General features: G+C 72.2%; 15 protein-coding genes. 3 read left to right on the top strand and 12 right to left on the bottom strand.

The features are described 5' to 3' along the window. Positions 1-49: 49 nt before the first annotated feature. Positions 50-1147: a bifunctional succinyldiaminopimelate transaminase/glutamate-prephenate aminotransferase gene (locus tag QF030_RS27295; RefSeq protein WP_307165250.1), complete on the bottom strand. Its 1098-nt coding sequence runs from the start codon at positions 1145-1147 to the stop codon at positions 50-52. 119 nt (positions 1148-1266) lie between these two features. Then, positions 1267-1587 (bottom strand): ferredoxin, encoded by a 321-nt coding sequence (gene fdxA / locus QF030_RS27290; RefSeq protein ID WP_003973842.1) that lies wholly within the window; start codon positions 1585-1587, stop codon positions 1267-1269. 140 nt (positions 1588-1727) lie between these two features. Between fdxA and QF030_RS27285 the strand changes: the two genes are divergently transcribed. Together QF030_RS27285 and QF030_RS27280 are read left to right on the top strand one after the other, a co-directional pair. Further along, entirely contained in the window at positions 1728-2723 is a 996-nt protein-coding gene (locus QF030_RS27285; protein WP_307165249.1) for a GNAT family N-acetyltransferase, read from the top strand. Beyond that, positions 2720-3562, top strand: coding sequence for a transglutaminase-like domain-containing protein (locus tag QF030_RS27280; protein WP_307165248.1), 843 nt, complete (start codon positions 2720-2722; stop codon positions 3560-3562). The genes QF030_RS27285 and QF030_RS27280 overlap by 4 nt, the downstream gene beginning before the upstream one ends. A 118-nt stretch (positions 3563-3680) precedes the next feature. On the opposite strand, the gene QF030_RS27275 is transcribed toward QF030_RS27280, so the two are convergent. The 8 genes from QF030_RS27275 to QF030_RS27240 form a co-directional block, all read right to left on the bottom strand. Continuing rightward, positions 3681-4298 carry a response regulator transcription factor gene (locus QF030_RS27275; protein WP_307165247.1) on the bottom strand — a complete coding sequence of 206 codons (618 nt, stop codon included), beginning with the start codon at positions 4296-4298 and terminating at the stop codon, positions 3681-3683. Continuing rightward, positions 4295-5494, bottom strand: coding sequence for a sensor histidine kinase (locus QF030_RS27270; RefSeq protein ID WP_307167711.1), 1200 nt, complete (start codon positions 5492-5494; stop codon positions 4295-4297). Before QF030_RS27270 ends, QF030_RS27275 begins: the two co-directional genes overlap by 4 nt. Positions 5495-5499: 5 nt before the next feature. Beyond that, entirely contained in the window at positions 5500-6240 is a 741-nt protein-coding gene (locus QF030_RS27265; RefSeq protein ID WP_307165246.1) for an ABC transporter permease, read from the bottom strand. Beyond that, the gene (locus QF030_RS27260; RefSeq protein ID WP_307165245.1) at positions 6237-7172 is read right to left on the bottom strand and encodes an ABC transporter ATP-binding protein; all 936 of its coding nucleotides are present in this window, start codon (positions 7170-7172) and stop codon (positions 6237-6239) included. The genes QF030_RS27265 and QF030_RS27260 overlap by 4 nt, the downstream gene beginning before the upstream one ends. 90 nt (positions 7173-7262) lie before the next feature. Continuing rightward, positions 7263-9668, bottom strand: coding sequence for a hypothetical protein (locus tag QF030_RS27255; RefSeq protein ID WP_307165244.1), 2406 nt, complete (start codon positions 9666-9668; stop codon positions 7263-7265). Between the two features lie 153 nt (positions 9669-9821). Next, positions 9822-10232, bottom strand: a complete 411-nt coding sequence (locus QF030_RS27250; RefSeq protein ID WP_307165243.1) for a DUF6113 family protein — start codon at positions 10230-10232, stop codon at positions 9822-9824. Continuing rightward, positions 10232-11146, bottom strand: coding sequence for an N-acetyl-1-D-myo-inositol-2-amino-2-deoxy-alpha-D-glucopyranoside deacetylase (gene mshB / locus QF030_RS27245; protein ID WP_307165242.1), 915 nt, complete (start codon positions 11144-11146; stop codon positions 10232-10234). The genes QF030_RS27250 and mshB overlap by 1 nt, the downstream gene beginning before the upstream one ends. Before the next feature lie 64 nt (positions 11147-11210). Beyond that, positions 11211-11405 carry a hypothetical protein gene (locus QF030_RS27240; protein ID WP_020127941.1) on the bottom strand — a complete coding sequence of 65 codons (195 nt, stop codon included), beginning with the start codon at positions 11403-11405 and terminating at the stop codon, positions 11211-11213. Between the two features lie 181 nt (positions 11406-11586). On the opposite strand from QF030_RS27240, the gene QF030_RS27235 reads away from it, so the two are divergent. Further along, positions 11587-13704: a S9 family peptidase gene (locus QF030_RS27235; protein WP_307165241.1), complete on the top strand. Its 2118-nt coding sequence runs from the start codon at positions 11587-11589 to the stop codon at positions 13702-13704. A 158-nt stretch (positions 13705-13862) separates the two neighbouring features. Here the strand turns inward: QF030_RS27235 and QF030_RS27230 are convergent, their stop codons facing one another. Continuing rightward, entirely contained in the window at positions 13863-14951 is a 1089-nt protein-coding gene (locus tag QF030_RS27230; protein WP_307165240.1) for an ABC transporter ATP-binding protein, read from the bottom strand. Continuing rightward, the gene (locus QF030_RS27225) at positions 14944-15927 is read right to left on the bottom strand and encodes an ABC transporter ATP-binding protein (RefSeq protein WP_307165239.1); all 984 of its coding nucleotides are present in this window, start codon (positions 15925-15927) and stop codon (positions 14944-14946) included. The genes QF030_RS27230 and QF030_RS27225 overlap by 8 nt, the downstream gene beginning before the upstream one ends. Positions 15928-15931: the final 4 nt, after the last annotated feature.

Raw genomic sequence — 15931 nt, 5'->3', positions numbered from 1 at the left:
GCCACGGGCGCCGGGCGGGCACCCGGGACCGCGGGGGCGGCCCGGCGGGCTAGCGGGCCAGCCGCGCGACCGCCGCCGCGATCCGCTCGTCCGTCGCCGTCAGCGCCACGCGTACGAAGTTCTCGCCCGCCTCGCCGTAGAAGTCGCCCGGGGCCACCAGGATGCCCAGGTCCGCCAGGTGGGCGACGGTGGTCCAGCAGGACTCGTCCCGGGTCGCCCAGAGGTAGAGGCCGGCCTCGCTGTGTTCGATGCGGAAACCGTGGGAGAGCAGTGCCTCGCGCAGCGCGGTGCGGCGGGCCGCATAGCGTTCGCGCTGCTCATGGACGTGGGCGTCGTCGCCGAGGGCCGCCACGGCCGCTGCCTGCGTGGTCGCCGACGTCATCATGCCGCCGTGCTTGCGGATCTCCAGGAGCGGGGCCAGGACGGCCGGGTCGCCCGCCAGGAAGGCCGCCCGGTAGCCCGCCAGGTTCGAGCGCTTCGACAGTGAGTGGACCGAGACGATGCCCTCGTACGAGCCGCCGTTGACGTCCGGGTGCAGGACGGAGACCGGGTCGGCCTCCCAGCCCAGCTCCAGATAGCACTCGTCGGAGAAGAGCAGCACGCCGTGCTCGCGGGCCCAGGCCACGATCCGGGTCAGCTCGTCCTTGGAGAGCACCTTGCCCGTGGGGTTGGACGGCGAGTTGAGCCAGAGCAGCTTCAGCCCCTCCGGGTCCAGGTCCGTGGGGTCGTCGTAGACCTCGTACTCCGCGCGGGCCAGGCGCGCGCCGACCTCGTAGGTCGGGTAGGCCAGCCGCGGGTGGGCGACCCGGTCGCCGGGGCCGAGGCCCAGCTGGGTCGGGAGCCAGGCGACCAGTTCCTTGGAGCCGACGATCGGCAGCACGTGCCGGTGGGTCACACCGCGGGCACCGAGCCGGCGCTCCACCCAGCCGGTGATCGCGTCGCGCAGTTCGGGCGTGCCCCAGACCGTCGGGTAGCCGGGCGAGTCGGCCGCGTCGATGAGGGCCTTCTGGATCAGCTCGGGGACCGGGTCCACGGGGGTGCCGACGGACAGGTCGACGATGGCGTCCTGATGGGCCGCGGCCGTCGCCTTGTACGGCGCCAGCTTGTCCCAGGGAAAGGTGGGGAGACGGTCGGAGACTGCGGACACGGCTTCTGGCTCACTTTCTGGGTACGGCGGCGGCCTCTACGGCAAACGCCTCGGCCCCGCACGGCGATCTGAGGTGATCAGGCCGTACGGGACCGAGGCGGCACACTCGCGGGCCGCTCTTACTGGTTCTGCGGCGGCAGCGCGGCGACGAAGGGGTGGTCGCGCTCAATCAGACCCAGCTTGCTGGCGCCGCCGGGCGAACCGAGCTCGTCGAAGAACTCGACGTTCGCCTTGTAGTAGTCCTTCCACTCCTCCGGAGTGTCGTCCTCGTAGAAGATCGCCTCGACCGGGCAGACCGGTTCACAGGCGCCGCAGTCGACGCATTCGTCCGGGTGGATGTACAAGGACCGCTGGCCCTCGTAGATGCAGTCGACCGGGCACTCTTCGATGCACGCCTTGTCCTTGACGTCGACACAAGGCTGCGCGATGACGTAGGTCACGCTGTCGTTCCTCCTCGATTGGGCGCTGGCGGGCCTCCTGAGGCTCCGCCGCCTGGCGCGCGGGAGCGCGGCGTCGTCGATGCCCGCCTCTAGTATCTCCGTTCTTGGGCATGATCCGAACAGGAGGGGTGAACTGACCTGTGGAAATCTCGGCCGCCGGACGCCTCGAGGTCCGCATCACCACTGCTGACGTGGGTAAACGTGTCTCCGTACGATGCCTGACCGAGGCGGGTACGGCCGGGGGTAAATTCACCGACACGGTAGGTGTTCTCACATCATGGGACGCCGGTGTGCTGGTGATCACACGGAAGAGCGGCGAGAGCGTCCGCATTGACGCGTCCTCGCTGGTCGCCGGGAAGGTCGTACCGGCCGCCCCGGCGCGCCGCCGCGGCCCGGCCGCCGGCTACGAGGAGCTCGCGCAGATCGCCTCACGGGCCTGGCGCCCCCTGGACAGTGCGCGGCTCGGCGAATGGGAGCTGCGGGCCGCCGCCGGGTTCACCCGCCGGGCCAACTCGGTGCTGCCGCTCGGCACGCCGGGCGTCCCCCTGGACGAGGCCCTGGACGTCGTACGGCGTTGGTACGGCGAGCGCGGGCTGCCGGCCTATGTGCAGACCGCGACGGGGGCCGAGGGCACCCAGGAACTGCTGTGTGCGGAGCTGGAGCGGCGCGGGTGGGCGCGCGAGGTGACCGCCGAGTTGTGGATCGGGGCACTGGCGCCCCTCGCCGACCGGGCGGAGGCTGAAGGGGTGGTCCTGGCCCGGGAGGCCGACGAGGCGTGGCTTGCCCGGTATCAGCGCAAGGGGGTGAGCGAGGTGGCCCTGAAGGTGCTGGAGAGCGGCCCTTCGGTGTGGTTCGCGTCCGTGCCCGCAGAGTCCGGCGGGACTCCCGCCGCGATCGGGCGGTGCGTCGTGGACGGGCGGTGGGCCGGGTTCGCGGCGGTCGAGGTCGATCCGGCGCAGCGGCGGCGCGGGCTGGCCACCGTCGTGATGGCCGCGCTCGCCCGGCGGGCGCTGGCGGAAGGCGCGTCGGCCGCCTGGCTCCAGGTGGAGGAGGGCAACGCGGGAGCACGGGCGCTGTACGCCGGGATGGGCTTCGCCGCGCATCACGCCTACCACCACTACCGGGAGCTTCCGTGAGCGGGTTCGATGCCGGGGAGGCGCGGCGGCGGTTCGCCGAGGAGGCGCGGGCCGAGCGGCCCGATCTGGCCCTGCTCTGCCTGCTGATCGGAGCGGAGCCGGATCCGGTGCTGGACGAGGCCGCGCTGGACGCCGCGCAGATCGAGCTGGACCGGCTGGCGGGAGAACTGCCCTACCGGCCCGGCGGGCCGCAGGCGTGGGCGCTGGCGCTGCGGGAGCTGCTCGGCGAGCGGTACGGGTTCCGCGGTGCGGCCGCCGACTACGAGCGGCTGGAGTCGTCGCTGCTGCACCGGGTGCTGGTACGGCGGCGGGGCCTGCCGATCCTGTTGTCGGTGGTGTGGGTGGAGGTGGCCCGGCGGGCCGGGGCGCCGGTGTACGGGGTCGCGCTGCCCGGGCACTTCGTGGTGGGGCTGGGGCCGCCCGCGGACCTCGGGCGGCAGGTGCTGGTCGATCCCTTCGACGGGGGCCGGATCCTGTCGGGCGAGGACGCGGAGTCGCTGGTCACCGGGGCGACGGGAGCACGGCTGGAGCCGTCGATGCTGACCCCGGCGGAGCCGCTGGACGTGGTGATGCGGATCCTGAACAACATCCGCTCGTGGGCCGTGGCCCGGCCGGAGCGGTCGGATGTCGCCCTGTGGGCCGTGGAGCTGGCCTTGGCGGTGCCCTCCCATCCGGCCCGGTTGCGCTACGAGAAGGGGCAGTTGCTCGTGCAGCGGGGGGACTTCGTCGGCGGGGCCGAGGAACTGGAGGAGTACGCGGGACTGGTGGAGATCGTGGACGAGGGGATGGCGGAGCGGGTGCGCAAGGAGGCGTTCGCCGCCCGGGCGCTGCTGAACTGAGGCCGGTGGCCTACGGCCCGCTCCTCACCCCGGCGCTGCCGGTCCTGACCGGTCCTGGAAGGCCCGTCGCCGCCGGCAGGCCCCTGGGCGGCTCGTCAGGGCGCCGCGGGCCGGGCCCTCACAGCCAGCCCTTCTCCCTCGCGGTCCGCACCGCCTCGGCCCTGTTGCGCACCGCCAGTTTCTGTATCGCCGTCGAGAGGTAGTTGCGGACCGTGCCCTGGGACAGGTGCAGGGCCGCAGCCAGTTCCGCGTTCGTCGAACCGTCGGCCGCCGCGCGCAGCACCTCCCGCTCCCGGTCGGTCAGGGGGTTGGCGCCGCCCGCCAGGGCCGCCGCCGCCAGCGTGGGGTCGATGACCCGCTCGCCCGCCAGGACCTTGCGGACCGCCTCCGCGAGCTGCGCCGCGGGCGCGTCCTTGACGAGGAAGGCGTCGGCGCCGGCCTCCATGGCACTGCGCAGATAGCCGGGGCGGCCGAAGGTCGTGAGCACGACCAGCTTCAACTTCGGCAGTTCCCTGTGGAGTTGGGCGGCCGCCTCGATACCCGTAGCGCCCGGCATCTCGATGTCCAGAAGCGCCACGTCGACATCGTGGGCGCGGGCCGCCGCCAGGACCTCGTCGCCGCGCGCCACCTGGGCGACCACCTCGATGTCGTCCTCGAGACCGAGCAGGGCCGCCAGGGCCTCGCGGACCATCGACTGGTCCTCGGCCAGCAGGACCTTGATCATGCCACCACTCATGAGCGGGATCCTACGTCCGGCACCGGGCCGGCCGGGACCCGGGCGGCCAGCCGGAAGCCGCGCTTGACGCGGCCCGCCTCCAGCGTGCCACCGGCCTTCTCCAGGCGTTCGGTGAGGCCGGTGAGGCCGTTGCCGGGGCCCTTGCCCGAGCCGCCGGATCCGTCGTCCTCCACGGAGAGTTCGAGGACCGGACCGTCCAGGGTCTGGCGCCGCACCAGGTCCACCGCGCAGCGGGCACCGCCGCTGTGCCGTACGACGTTGGTGATCGCCTCGCGCAGGGTCCAGGCGAGGGCGGACTCGCTCTCCTCGGGAACGCCGTCGAGGTCCGGTTCGGCGGGAATCACGGCGGTCATGCCGGCCGCCGTCAACGCGACCTGTGCGCCCGCGAGTTCGGCGGCGAGGCGGGGGCGGCGGTAGCCGGTGACGGCCTCCCGGACGTCCACCAGGGCCTGGCGGCTGACCTGTTCGATGTCGGCGACCTGCTGGGCGGCCTTGTCGGGGTGGCCGGGGAGCATCCGGCCGGCCAGCTCGCTCTTGAGGGTGATCAGGGAGAGCGAGTGCCCCAGCAGATCGTGCAGGTCCCGGGCCAGGCGAAGCCGTTCCTCGTTGGCGGCGAGCTGGGCGACCGTCGCGCGGGCCTTGCGCAACTCGACCGTCGTGCGGACCAGTTGGCTCACCCCGGTCATCGCGAAGCCGATGAGCAGGACCAGCAGGAGGAGGTTCAGCGCCTCCTCCTCGTCGGTGCGCAGGCCGACCAGGAGCATCACCGCGGCCGTACCCGGGATCGTCCAGAACGCCGCCCGCAGCGGCAGCACCATCCCGCAGGCCACGGAGACATAGCAGTACAGGCCGAGCCAGGCGGAGCCGAGGGTGAGGCAGAGCACGGTGGCGAGCACCGCCATGGAGCCGATCAGGGCGGCGACGAGCCGGTCGGGGTAGGGCGCGGCCCCCATGTCCCGGAAGAGCAGCGAAAGGTAGACGGTGACGAACACCGCCAGGCCCAGCCAGCCGGCCACCGTGCCACCGGTGGTGTGCCGGCCGGAGACGAGATCGTGGACCGGTGAGCTGAGGAACACCAGCCAGATGCCGATCCACAGCAGCTTGCGGCGCCACAGCTCGCGCGTCGTGCGGGCCGGCCGGCCCAGCGCGATCGGCGGTCCGCCAGGGGCCTTCTCCGGCAGCTGGTCGTCCGTCATGACGCTCACGCCTTCAGCGTGTCCTTCCGGTACAGCCAGGCCGCGCCGCCCGTGAACAGGGCGAAGAAGACGGCCAGGATGACGATGTCCTTGGCATGCGGGGCCTGACTCTGTTCGATGGACTGCCCCAGCGCAGCGTACGCGTGCGTCGGCACCCACTCGGCCATGTCCTGCAACCAGGCCGGGAAGGTCGTCGTCGGCATCCACAGGCCGCCGAGGATCGACAGGCCGAAGTAGGTGATCATCGTGACCGGGCGGACCGCGTCCCCGTTCGCGAGGTAGCCGATGGCCACGCCCAGGGCGGCGAAGACGAGGCTGCCGGCCCAGATCGCGCCGGTGAGGGCGCACCACTGCCAGGCGTCCAGCCGTACGTCCTTCACGGCCGCGGCGACGGCGAAGACGACGACGATCGAGGGCAGGCTGACCACGGCCGCGCTCGCCGTCTTCGCGAGGACGTAACCGCGGCCCGGGAGGGCGGTCAGGCGCAACTGCCGCACCCAGCCGCTCTGGCGCTCCTTGGCGATGCGTTCGCTGTTGCCCATCAGGACGGCGGTGAGGGCTCCGAAGGAGGCCATCGAGACCATCATGTAGGTCGGCAGGGTCAGGCCGGTGCCGTCGACCTTCTCCGTGCTGTCGGCGCTGCCCGCGATGAGCAGGAACAGCACCGACGGATAGATCACCGAGAAGAAGAGGAACTTGCGGTTGCGCAGGGCGCGGGTGAGCTCCAGCTTGATCAGTCCGTTCACCGGGACTTCGCCTCCTCGGCGGTGGTGAGGGCGACGAAGGCCTGCTCCAGACCGAGCCCGGCGACTTCGAGATTGCGGGGGTAGAGCCCCAGGCCGTAGACCGCGTGGACGGTGGCGTCGGCGTCGGTGGACTGGATGCGGACGGTCCGGCCCGGCCCCGCGGCGGAGCCGCTGTGCGAGACGGTCAGAACGGTGAGGAACGGCAGGGCGCGCAGGGCTGCCTCGTCGAACCCGTCCGCCAGGTCGAAGGCGATCCTGCGCGCCCCCGCCTTGGCCTTGATCTCGGCCGCCGTGCCGTCGGCCAGGAGCCGGCCCCGGTGCAGGACCAGCACCCGGTCGGCGATCGCGTCGGCCTCTTCGAGGTAGTGGGTGGCGAACAGGACCGTGTGGCCCTGGTCGGCCTGCTCGCGCATGGTGGCCCAGAACGCCTGCCGGGTGGTGACGTCCATGCCGGTGGTGGGCTCGTCCAGCACGATCAGGTCGCTGTCGCCGGCGGTGGCGAGGGCGAACCGGACCCGCTGGGCCTGGCCGCCGGAGAGCTTGTCGACCTTGCGGTCGGCGATCTGGGTGATGCCCGCGCGGGCCAGCACATCGGCGGTCCGGTACGGCTTCGGGTGCAGTCCGCAGGCCAGCCCGACCAGTTCGGCGACCGTGACCTCGTCCATCAGGCCGCCGCTCTGGAGCATCGCGCCGACCCGGCCGGCGACGATCGCCTCGCGCGGGCCGGTGCCGAGGACGCGGACCGTGCCGCTGTCGGGCTGCTTGAGGCCGAGGAGCAGATCGAGGGTGGTCGACTTGCCCGCCCCGTTGGGTCCCAGCAGCGCCACGGTCTCTCCCGGGCGCAGCGCGAGCGTCAGGCCGTCCACGGCCCGCACGTCCCCGAAACTCTTGCTCACCTGGTCGAATTCGACCACCGGTGCTGTCGTCGTCATGACAGCAATCGTCGCCCGGGGGCCGGGAGGGCGGCAGTGTCTGCCGTCCTCAGTGCCGCATGACAGATGTCATGCGGCACTGCCGTCGGTTCAGCTCGGGTCGGTGTCGATGACGCCGGTCCGCTCCGTCTCGCTCTTCAGGGCCGGGCGCAGGGCGCTGATGACGTCCTGGACCGTGACGGCCGTCTTCTGGCCGGTGCCGCGGGTGATCAGCACACCGTTGAAGGTGCCGCCGTAGAGCTCCGTCAGGGCGGCCTGGTCGTAGCTCTCGACGAGCTTGCCGTTGACCGCCTTGACCTGGAGGAACTTCCAGAGGGAGTTCTTCGGGCTGAAGGAGACCGTGTGCGCCGCGTCGGTCATGACGGTGACCTTGCCGGACATCGCCGGTTCGGCGAACTCCTTCATCATCCGGTCGACCTCGGCGTCGGAGATCGTCGGCTTCTTGTCGGTCGTCGGGACCTTCACCGCGGTGGTCGTGCCGGTCTCCACCTGGCCGCGGTAGGCCTCGACGACGGCCTCCTGGGCCTGCGCCGCGTCGATGCCCTTGCCGGCCTTGCCGTAGACGGCGACGGCCTTGCCGGACTCGAACTTGATCGTGCCGTCGGTGGCCGAGCCGGAGCCGCCCGCGGCGGACTCGAGGGCCGCCTGGAGCTTCTCCTCGTCGACCGGCATCGCCGGCTCGACCTCGCGGTGCTGCCCGAACAGCGAACCGATCACGGAAACCGGGTTGTAGTCGCTCTTGGCGGCGTCGTCGACCGTGGCCTGCAGGTCGAACTGGAGGCCTGCCTGATCCGGCTTCAGGGTGACGGTGTCGCCGTCGACGGACAGCTTCAGTACCTGGGTGACCCGCTCGCCGAAGGCGTCGTCGAGCTTCTTGACGGCGTCGTCGCTGGTGCCGCCGCCGATGTCGACGCCGAGCACGGTGGTGCCCTTGGGCACGTCGGAGTGGTTCATCAGCAGCCCGGCGCCGTAGAGACCGACGCCCGCGACGACCGCCAGACCACCCAGCAGGGGCAGCTTGCCGCGACTCTTCTTCTTTTTCTTCTTGGCGTTCCTGGAGTCGCCCGCGGGCGCGCTCTGCGGGGCCGGGTCCGGCCCCCTGGGCGGAGTGTGCGGAAGCGGCCCGTCGGCGCGCGTACCGCCCTGGCCGCCGGGCACGACGGGGATGCCGCTGGTGACGGTGTGCCCGGAGACGTTGTCGACGGGACGGCCGCCATAGCCGCCCGCGCCCGGTTCGGGGGCGGGCTTCTGCGGGGTGAGGATCGCGGTGTCGTCGCTCAGGCCACCGCCCGGGAGACGACCGGTGCCGGGGCCTGCGCCGACGGCACGCGGCCCGCCGGGACCTGCCTGGCCGCCGGGGGCGCCTGGCGGGCGGGTCACGCCGGGAGCGCCGTGCGGTGCGCCGCCCATCGGAGGCGCCATCAGGCCGTCGCCCGTGACCGGACCGCCGGTCGGGCCCGCTGGGCCGCCCTGGGGGCCGCCACGGCCGGCGGGACCGCCGGGGCCCTCCGGACCGTTGAAGTCGTAGGAGCCGCCGGGACCGGCCGGGAGGCCGCCCTGGGGACCCTGCCCGTGCGAGCCGTTCGGCGCGCCGAAGCCGTTCTGACCGGCCTGACCGGCCTGGCCGTTCTGGCCGTTCTGGCCGTTGCCGGAGAAGTACGGCAGGTTGTCGCGCCGCGGCTCGGCACCGCCGGCACCCTGCACCGGCCCCTGTCCCTGCACCGGCGGCTGGCCCGGCTGGCCCGGTCGCGGGCCCGCGGCGAGTGCCTCGGTGACGTCGAAGGAGCCCGTGCCGCCGCCGTGTCCCGGAGCCACGGGACCGCCGGTGGCGCCACCGGGGATGCCGGCGCCGTTGGTGCCGCCGGGACGCGAACCGCCCGGCACGCTCATGGCGCCGACCACACCACCGGGACGTCCGTTGCCCGGCCGCGCGCCGCCCGGCGCGCCTGCGCCGGTTGCCGGGCCCGGTCCCGCCGCGCCGGCGGGGGGACCCGTGGGCGCGCCCGTACCGGCGGCGGAACCGCCCGGCAGACCCGCGCCGTTGGTGGAGCCCCCGCCCTGCCCGCCCTTGCCCGGCCCGGACTTGCGTGGCGCGAACCAGTTGCTCGTCTCCGCGGCGGGCGCGGGATCGGCGGGCAGCTCGAACGAGCCCGTGTCGGACGAGGAGTGGCCGACGGCGGCCGGGGACGGCGCCGACGGCGCGTCGGCACCGGCCTGGCCGTTGCCGTCGGGGCTGTCGGCGCCCCTGCCCTCCGTGTCGGCGACGGGTGTGCGCATCACGACCGGCGGAATGGGCCGCGAACCCGGGATGTTGATGCGGATCCGGGTCGTCAGCGTGGTCTCGGTCTTGCGTTCCTCCGGCTGCGCGGACGAACGGCCCGCGTCCGCACCGGCGTCGGACACCACAGGGGTGCCGTACGGCGGCGTGCCCGAGGGGTATGCGGCTCCGCCGCGCCCGTTGGGCCCGGAGGACGGACTGTCAGTTTCACGACTCAAGGCAGGTTCTCCAGGTTGGCTCCGCCGCCCGCACGGCCTCACGGGCAGCTCGGCGGCGCGCACCACCATACTGGCCACTTCTGGCCCGTACCCCACGACCGCCGGGGAAACCCACACCGGACTCCCACGGCCACGCCACGGTGAAGTGGTACGTCACTTGCCAAGTCGGACGTCGCCGCCGACCGGTTGCCGCCCCGAACCAATGGTGGCGCAGATCACAGCAAGTGCCATGCCGCCGAGCAGGAAGAGGTAGGAGCCGCCACCCGCGCCGAACAGGAAGTCGCCCTCGGGACGGCCCGCAGTGCACAGGATGACGGAGATCATCCAGCCGGCGGCGGGCGCGACGGCCCCGGCGCGGCTGCGCAGGGCCCGCGCCCCGCCGAGGAACAGCCCGGCCGCGCCCACGAGCGCGAGGAGCAGTCCGCCCGGGAACCAGCCGGCCTGGACGAGCGCCCCGGCGAGACCGGTGATCGCGCCGAGCAGCAGGAGTCCCACGCAGGCGACGGCCCGTCCGGCGGGGGGCATCCGCAGCGGCTGGGCGAGCATCGAACCACGGTCGGACATCACGCCACCTCCGCCGCGTCGCCCGTACCGGCGAACAGGTCGGTCTCCCTCTTCCCGGCGGGCTCCCCGCGTACGAGTTCGTAGTACTCGGTCGGGAACAGGGGCTGGGCGAGCTCGTTCGAGAGGGCGAAGTACCGGTCGCCGGGCGCGACTTCGACCTGGGTGGCGTGGGCGCGCATCGCGGCGGCCTTGGCGGCGGTGTACGCGGGGCCGCCGTCGATCTCGGCGGTGACCCGGTCGTCGTCCACCACACCCGGCACGTCGGACACGACGGCGCCCTTCCCGAACGGCAGCCCCGGCAGCTCTGCCTGGAGCCGGGCGAAGGCGGCCTCGGCGACGGAGCGCGGGACGCGGTTCCAGTACACCTTCGGGATGCGCCACCCGGCGTCCTCGGCGAGCTCCGCGGCCCGCATGGCGACGCGGTGGGCCTGGATGTGGTCGGGGTGGCCGTAGCCGCCGTCGTCGTCGTAGGTGACGAGGACCTGGGGGCGCACCTCGAGGACGACCTCGGCGAGGGACGCGGCGGCCTCGTCGAGGTCTGCCCGCCAGAAGCAGCCCGGGTCGTCGTTGTCGGGAAGGCCCATCATCCCGGAGTCGCCGTAGCGGCCGGCGCCGCCGAGCAGGCGGAAGTCGTCGACGCCGAGTTCCGCCATGGCGGCGGCGAGTTCACGACGCCGGTGCTCCCCCAGGGCGGCACCGGTCAGGTGCCGCAGCTCCGGCGGGATGACCTCGCCGCGCTCGCCGAGAGTGCAGGTGACCAGGGTCACCCGGGCACCCTCGGCCGCGTACCTGGCCATGGTCGCGCCGTTGTTGATCGACTCGTCGTCCGGGTGCGCGTGCACCAGCAGCAGACGCCGAGCGGCGCGAGCTGGGGGTCCCCCCGGCCGGAGGTTGGGGGAGGGGAGTTCCGTCATGAGGCCAACCCTACGAGGCAGGACTACATCTCCCGCGCAGGGGCAGACGCAGGGTCGGCACGCGTCAGAACTTGATGCTGCCGATCATGCTCGCCACGCTCGTCGTCAGGTCGCTGATCGTGGGCGCGATCGTCGAGGAGGCCAGATAGAAGCCGAGCAGGATGCAGACGACCGCGTGGCCGCCCTTCAGCCCCGACTTCTTGACCAGCAGGAAGACGATGATCGCCAGCAGCACCACCGCCGAAATCGAGAGTGCCACGGCGGTTCACCTCCAAGGACCCGGGAACATGGGGGCAAAAGCAGACCAAGGGAACGGGTAAATCCATACATCAGCCAGCAGGTTCATACCCACCCTGCGCTAGTGATCATAACTATGTGTGGGTGCGCATCTCGCGGCGCACAGCCGCACAAGGGGGTCGCATGGCCAATATGGTCGGAGGATGACGACCGAGCCGGATTCCTTTCCCCGCAGGCACGCCCGCACCCAGCGTTTCACCCTCGGCGCGCCGCGTTCGTTCACGGTGGCCCCCGACAGCTCCCGGGTCGTGTTCCTGCGTTCCGGCTCCGGCACGGACCGGGCGGGCGCGCTGTGGGTCCTCGACCCGGCGGACGGCTCGGAGCGCCCGGCGGCCGACCCGCGCGTCCTGCTCGGCGGCACCTCGGAGGACCTCTCGCCGGAGGAGCGCGCACGCCGTGAGCGCAGCCGTGAGGGCGGCGCGGGGATCGTCGGCTACGCCACCGACGAGGCCGTCGAGTTGGCGTCTTTCACCTTGTCAGGGCGGCTTTTCACGGCGGAGCTGCGGGCCGGCACGGCCACCGAACTCGCGGTCCCCGGGCCGGTGATCGACCCCCGTCCGTCCCCCGACGGGCGGCTCGTGGCGTACGTCGTCGGGGGCGCCCTGCGGGTGGTGGGCGCCGAGGGCGACGGCGACCGGGCGCTGGCGGAGCCGGAATCGGACACGGTTGCCTATGGATCGGCCGAGTTCATCGCGGCCGAGGAGATGGGCCGCTCGCGGGGGTTCTGGTGGTCTCCGGAGTCGGATCGACTGCTGGTCACGCGGGTGGACGACACGCCGGTGGAGCGGTGGTGGATCTCCGATCCGGCCCAGCCGAAACGTGACCCACAACACGTGCCGTATCCGGCTGCCGGGACGCCCAACGCCGAGGTCCGGCTGTTCGTGTTCGGGCTCGACGGGGTGCGCACCGAGGTCGTCTGGGACCGGGCGCGCTATCCGTATCTGGCGCGAGTGCACTGGTCAGGGGCGGGAGCGCCGCTGCTGCTCGTCCAGGCGCGCGACCAGCGCAGTCAGCTGTTCCTGGCGGTGGACACCGACTCCGGGGCGACCCGGATGGTGCACGCCGACGAAGATCGGATTTGGCTCGATCTTTTCCCTGGGGTGCCGTGCTGGAGCCCGTCGGGGCAGTTGGTCAGGATCGCCGACGAGGGCGGCGCCCGGGTCCTGGCGGTCGGGGAACGTCCGCTGACGGGCGCCCAGTTGCACGTCCGCGCGGTGCTGGACGTCACCTCCGACGACGTACTGGTCGCCGCCTCGGCCGGGGTGGACGCGGCCGCGCCGGAAACCGGTGAGGTGCACGTCTACCGCGTCAACGAACTCGGCGTCGAGCGCCTCTCCCAGGAACCCGGGGTGCACTCGGCGGTGCGCTCGGGGAACGTGACCGTTCTGGTGTCGGCGGTGCTCGACCGGCCGGGCAGCGTGGCGCGGGTGATACGGGACGGGAAGGTCGCGGCGACTGTCCGCTCGTACGCCGAGGATCCTGGTCTGTCCCCCCGCGTACTGCTCACCGAAGGGGGCGCACGGCGCATTCCGTGCGCCGTGCTTATGCCTACGGACTACCACGGTGACACCCCCCTGCCCGTGCTCATGGACCCCTACGGCGGCCCGCACGGGCCCCGGGTGCTCGCCGCGCACCACGCGCATCTGACCTCGCAGTGGTTCGCCGACCAGGGCTTCGCGGTGGTCGTCGCCGACGGGCGGGGCACCCCGGGCCGCTCACCGGGCTGGGAGAAGGCGATCCACCACGACCTCACGGTCAGTCTCGACGACCAGGTCGAGGCGCTGGAGGCACTGGCGAAGAGCCATCCCCTCGACCTCTCCCGGGTGGCGATCCGCGGCTGGTCCTACGGCGGCTGGCTCGCGGCCCTCGCGGTGCTGCGCCGCCCCGACGTCTTCCACGCCGGCATCGCCGGCGCCCCGGTGACCGACTGGCGGCTCTACGACACCCACTACACCGAGCGGTACCTCGGCGACCCGGCCACGACCGCGCAGGCGTACGCGAAGAGCTCGCTCGTCACCGACGAGGGGCTCTCCTCGCCCGCCGAACCGCACCGCCCGCTGATGATCGTCCACGGCCTGGCCGACGACAACGTGGTCGTCGCCCACGCCCTGCGGCTCTCCTCGGCCCTGCTGGCCGCCGGCCGCCCGCACGAGGTGCTCCCCCTGTCGGGCGTCACCCACATGACCCCCCAGGAACAGGTCGCGGAGAACCTGCTCCTGCTCCAGGTGGACTTCCTGAAGCGCTCACTGGGGCTGACGTAGTGCCGTAGGCGCAGAAAAACGGGCCGGGAGACATGGCGCTCCCGGCCCGTTTACGGCACCCGCACGGCCGTACGCTGTACAGAGTGGCCCGTCCGTATATCGGAATCGGGTCGGTCAAGTTGCCTGTATGTTAACGCGGTTGATGTGTGTTTGGGTGCCTATGGCGCCCCGTCGCCGTGATCGGCCCGCGTTTGCCCCGGTGGTTCCTCCGGTGGGACCACCTGCTTCTCCTCGGCGAAGTGACACGCCGACGGGTGGGCCGCCGGGCCGATCGAGAGCCGGAACTCCGCCGGGACCGCCAGCGCCGGCACCTCCAGCGCGCACCGCTCCTCGGCCTTCCAGCAACGGGTACGGAAACGGCAGCCGGAGGGGATGTTCGTCGGGGACGGCACGTCGCCCGCCAGGATGATCCGCTCCCGGCGCTCGCGCGCCTCCGGGTCCGGCACCGGGACCGCGGACAGCAGGGCCTGGGTGTAGGGATGCGTCGGGTGGTCGTAGATCTCGGCGTCCCTGCCGATCTCCACGATCCGGCCCAGGTACATCACCCCCACCCGGTCCGAGATGTGGCGGACGATCGAGAGGTCGTGGGCGATGAACAGGTAGGAGAGCTCGAACTCGCTCTGGAGCCGGTCCAGCAGGTTGATCACCTGCGCCTGGACCGACACGTCCAGCGCGGACACCGGCTCGTCGGCGACGATCACCTCCGGGCGCAGGGCCAGCCCGCGCGCGATGCCGATGCGCTGCCGCTGACCGCCGGAGAACTGGTGCGGGTAGCGGTTGATGTACTCGGGGTTGAGCCCGACGACGTCCAGCAGGTCCTGGACCTTCTTCCGCCGGTCGCCTTTGGGCGCCACCTCGGGGTGGATCTCGTACGGCTCCCCGATGATGTCGCCGACGGTCATGCGCGGGTTGAGCGAGGTGTACGGATCCTGGAAGACCATCTGGATGTTGCGCCGGACCGCCCGCAGCGCCTTGCCCGACAGCCCGGTGACGTCCTCGCCCTTGTAGCGGATCTCCCCGGCCGTCGGCTTCTCCAGGTTGACCAGCATCTTGGCGACCGTGGACTTGCCGCAGCCGGACTCGCCGACGATGCCCAGGGTCTCGCCGCGGTGGAGGGTGAAGTCGACGCCGTCGACGGCCTTGACCGCGCCGACCTGCTTCCTGAACAGGATGCCCTGGGTGAGCGGATAGTGCTTGACCAGCCCACTCACCTCGAGGATCGGCTCGGCCGATGCGGAACTAGCCATGCAGGCACTCCCTCCAGAAGTGGCACGCGCTCGTGCGGTCGGCCGGGGACTCGTCGACCTCGTACAGCGGGGGTACGTCCGTACGGCACACGTCCTGTGCCATCGGGCAGCGCGGGTTGAAGGGGCAGCCGGGCGGGATGTGCAGGAGGTTGGGCGGCAGGCCCTTGATGGCGTAGAGCTCCTGGCCCTTCTGGTCCAGCCGCGGGATGGAGTCGAGCAGGCCGCGGGTGTAGGGGTGGGCCGGGGCCTTGTAGATGTCGTGGACCGGGGCGGACTCGACGATCCGGCCCGCGTACATCACCGCGATCCGGTCGGCCACGTCCGCGACCACGCCCAGGTCGTGGGTGATGAGGATCAGGCCCATGCGGTACTCGCGCTGGAGCTCCGCGAGCAGGTCCATGACCTGGGCCTGGACGGTGACGTCGAGGGCGGTGGTGGGCTCGTCGGCGATGATGAGCGCCGGTTCCAGGGCCATCGCCATCGCGATCATGATGCGCTGGCGCATACCGCCGGAGAACTGGTGCGGGTAGTCCCTGACCCGTTCACGGGCGCCCGGGATGCGGACCCGGTCCATCAGCTCCACGGCCTTGGCCCGCGCGTCCTTCCTCGACATCCCCCGGTGCACGACGAACATCTCGCCGAGCTGGTCGCCCACCGACAGCACGGGGTTCAGGGACGACAGGGCGTCCTGGAAGATCATCGCCATCTCGGCGCCGCGGACCTTGCGGCGCTCCTCCTCCTTGAGTCGCAGCAGGTCCTTGCCGCGGAAGAGGATCTCGCCGCCGGTGATCCGGCCGGGCGGCATGTCGAGGATCCCCATGATCGCCTGGGCGGTGACGGACTTGCCGGAGCCGGACTCGCCGAGCACGGCGAGGGTCTCGCCCGCGTCCACGCCGTAGCTGACGCCGTTGACGGCCCTGGCGATCCCGTCCCGGGTGCGGAACTCCACGTGCAGGTCGCGTACTTCGAGCAGCATCCGG

Origin of the sequence: Streptomyces rishiriensis, from assembly GCF_030815485.1 — a bacterium.
Classification (GTDB): domain Bacteria; phylum Actinomycetota; class Actinomycetes; order Streptomycetales; family Streptomycetaceae; genus Streptomyces; species Streptomyces rishiriensis_A.
The sequence above is the reverse complement of the archived record's forward strand: the minus strand, read 5'-3'. Positions and strand labels throughout refer to the sequence as shown.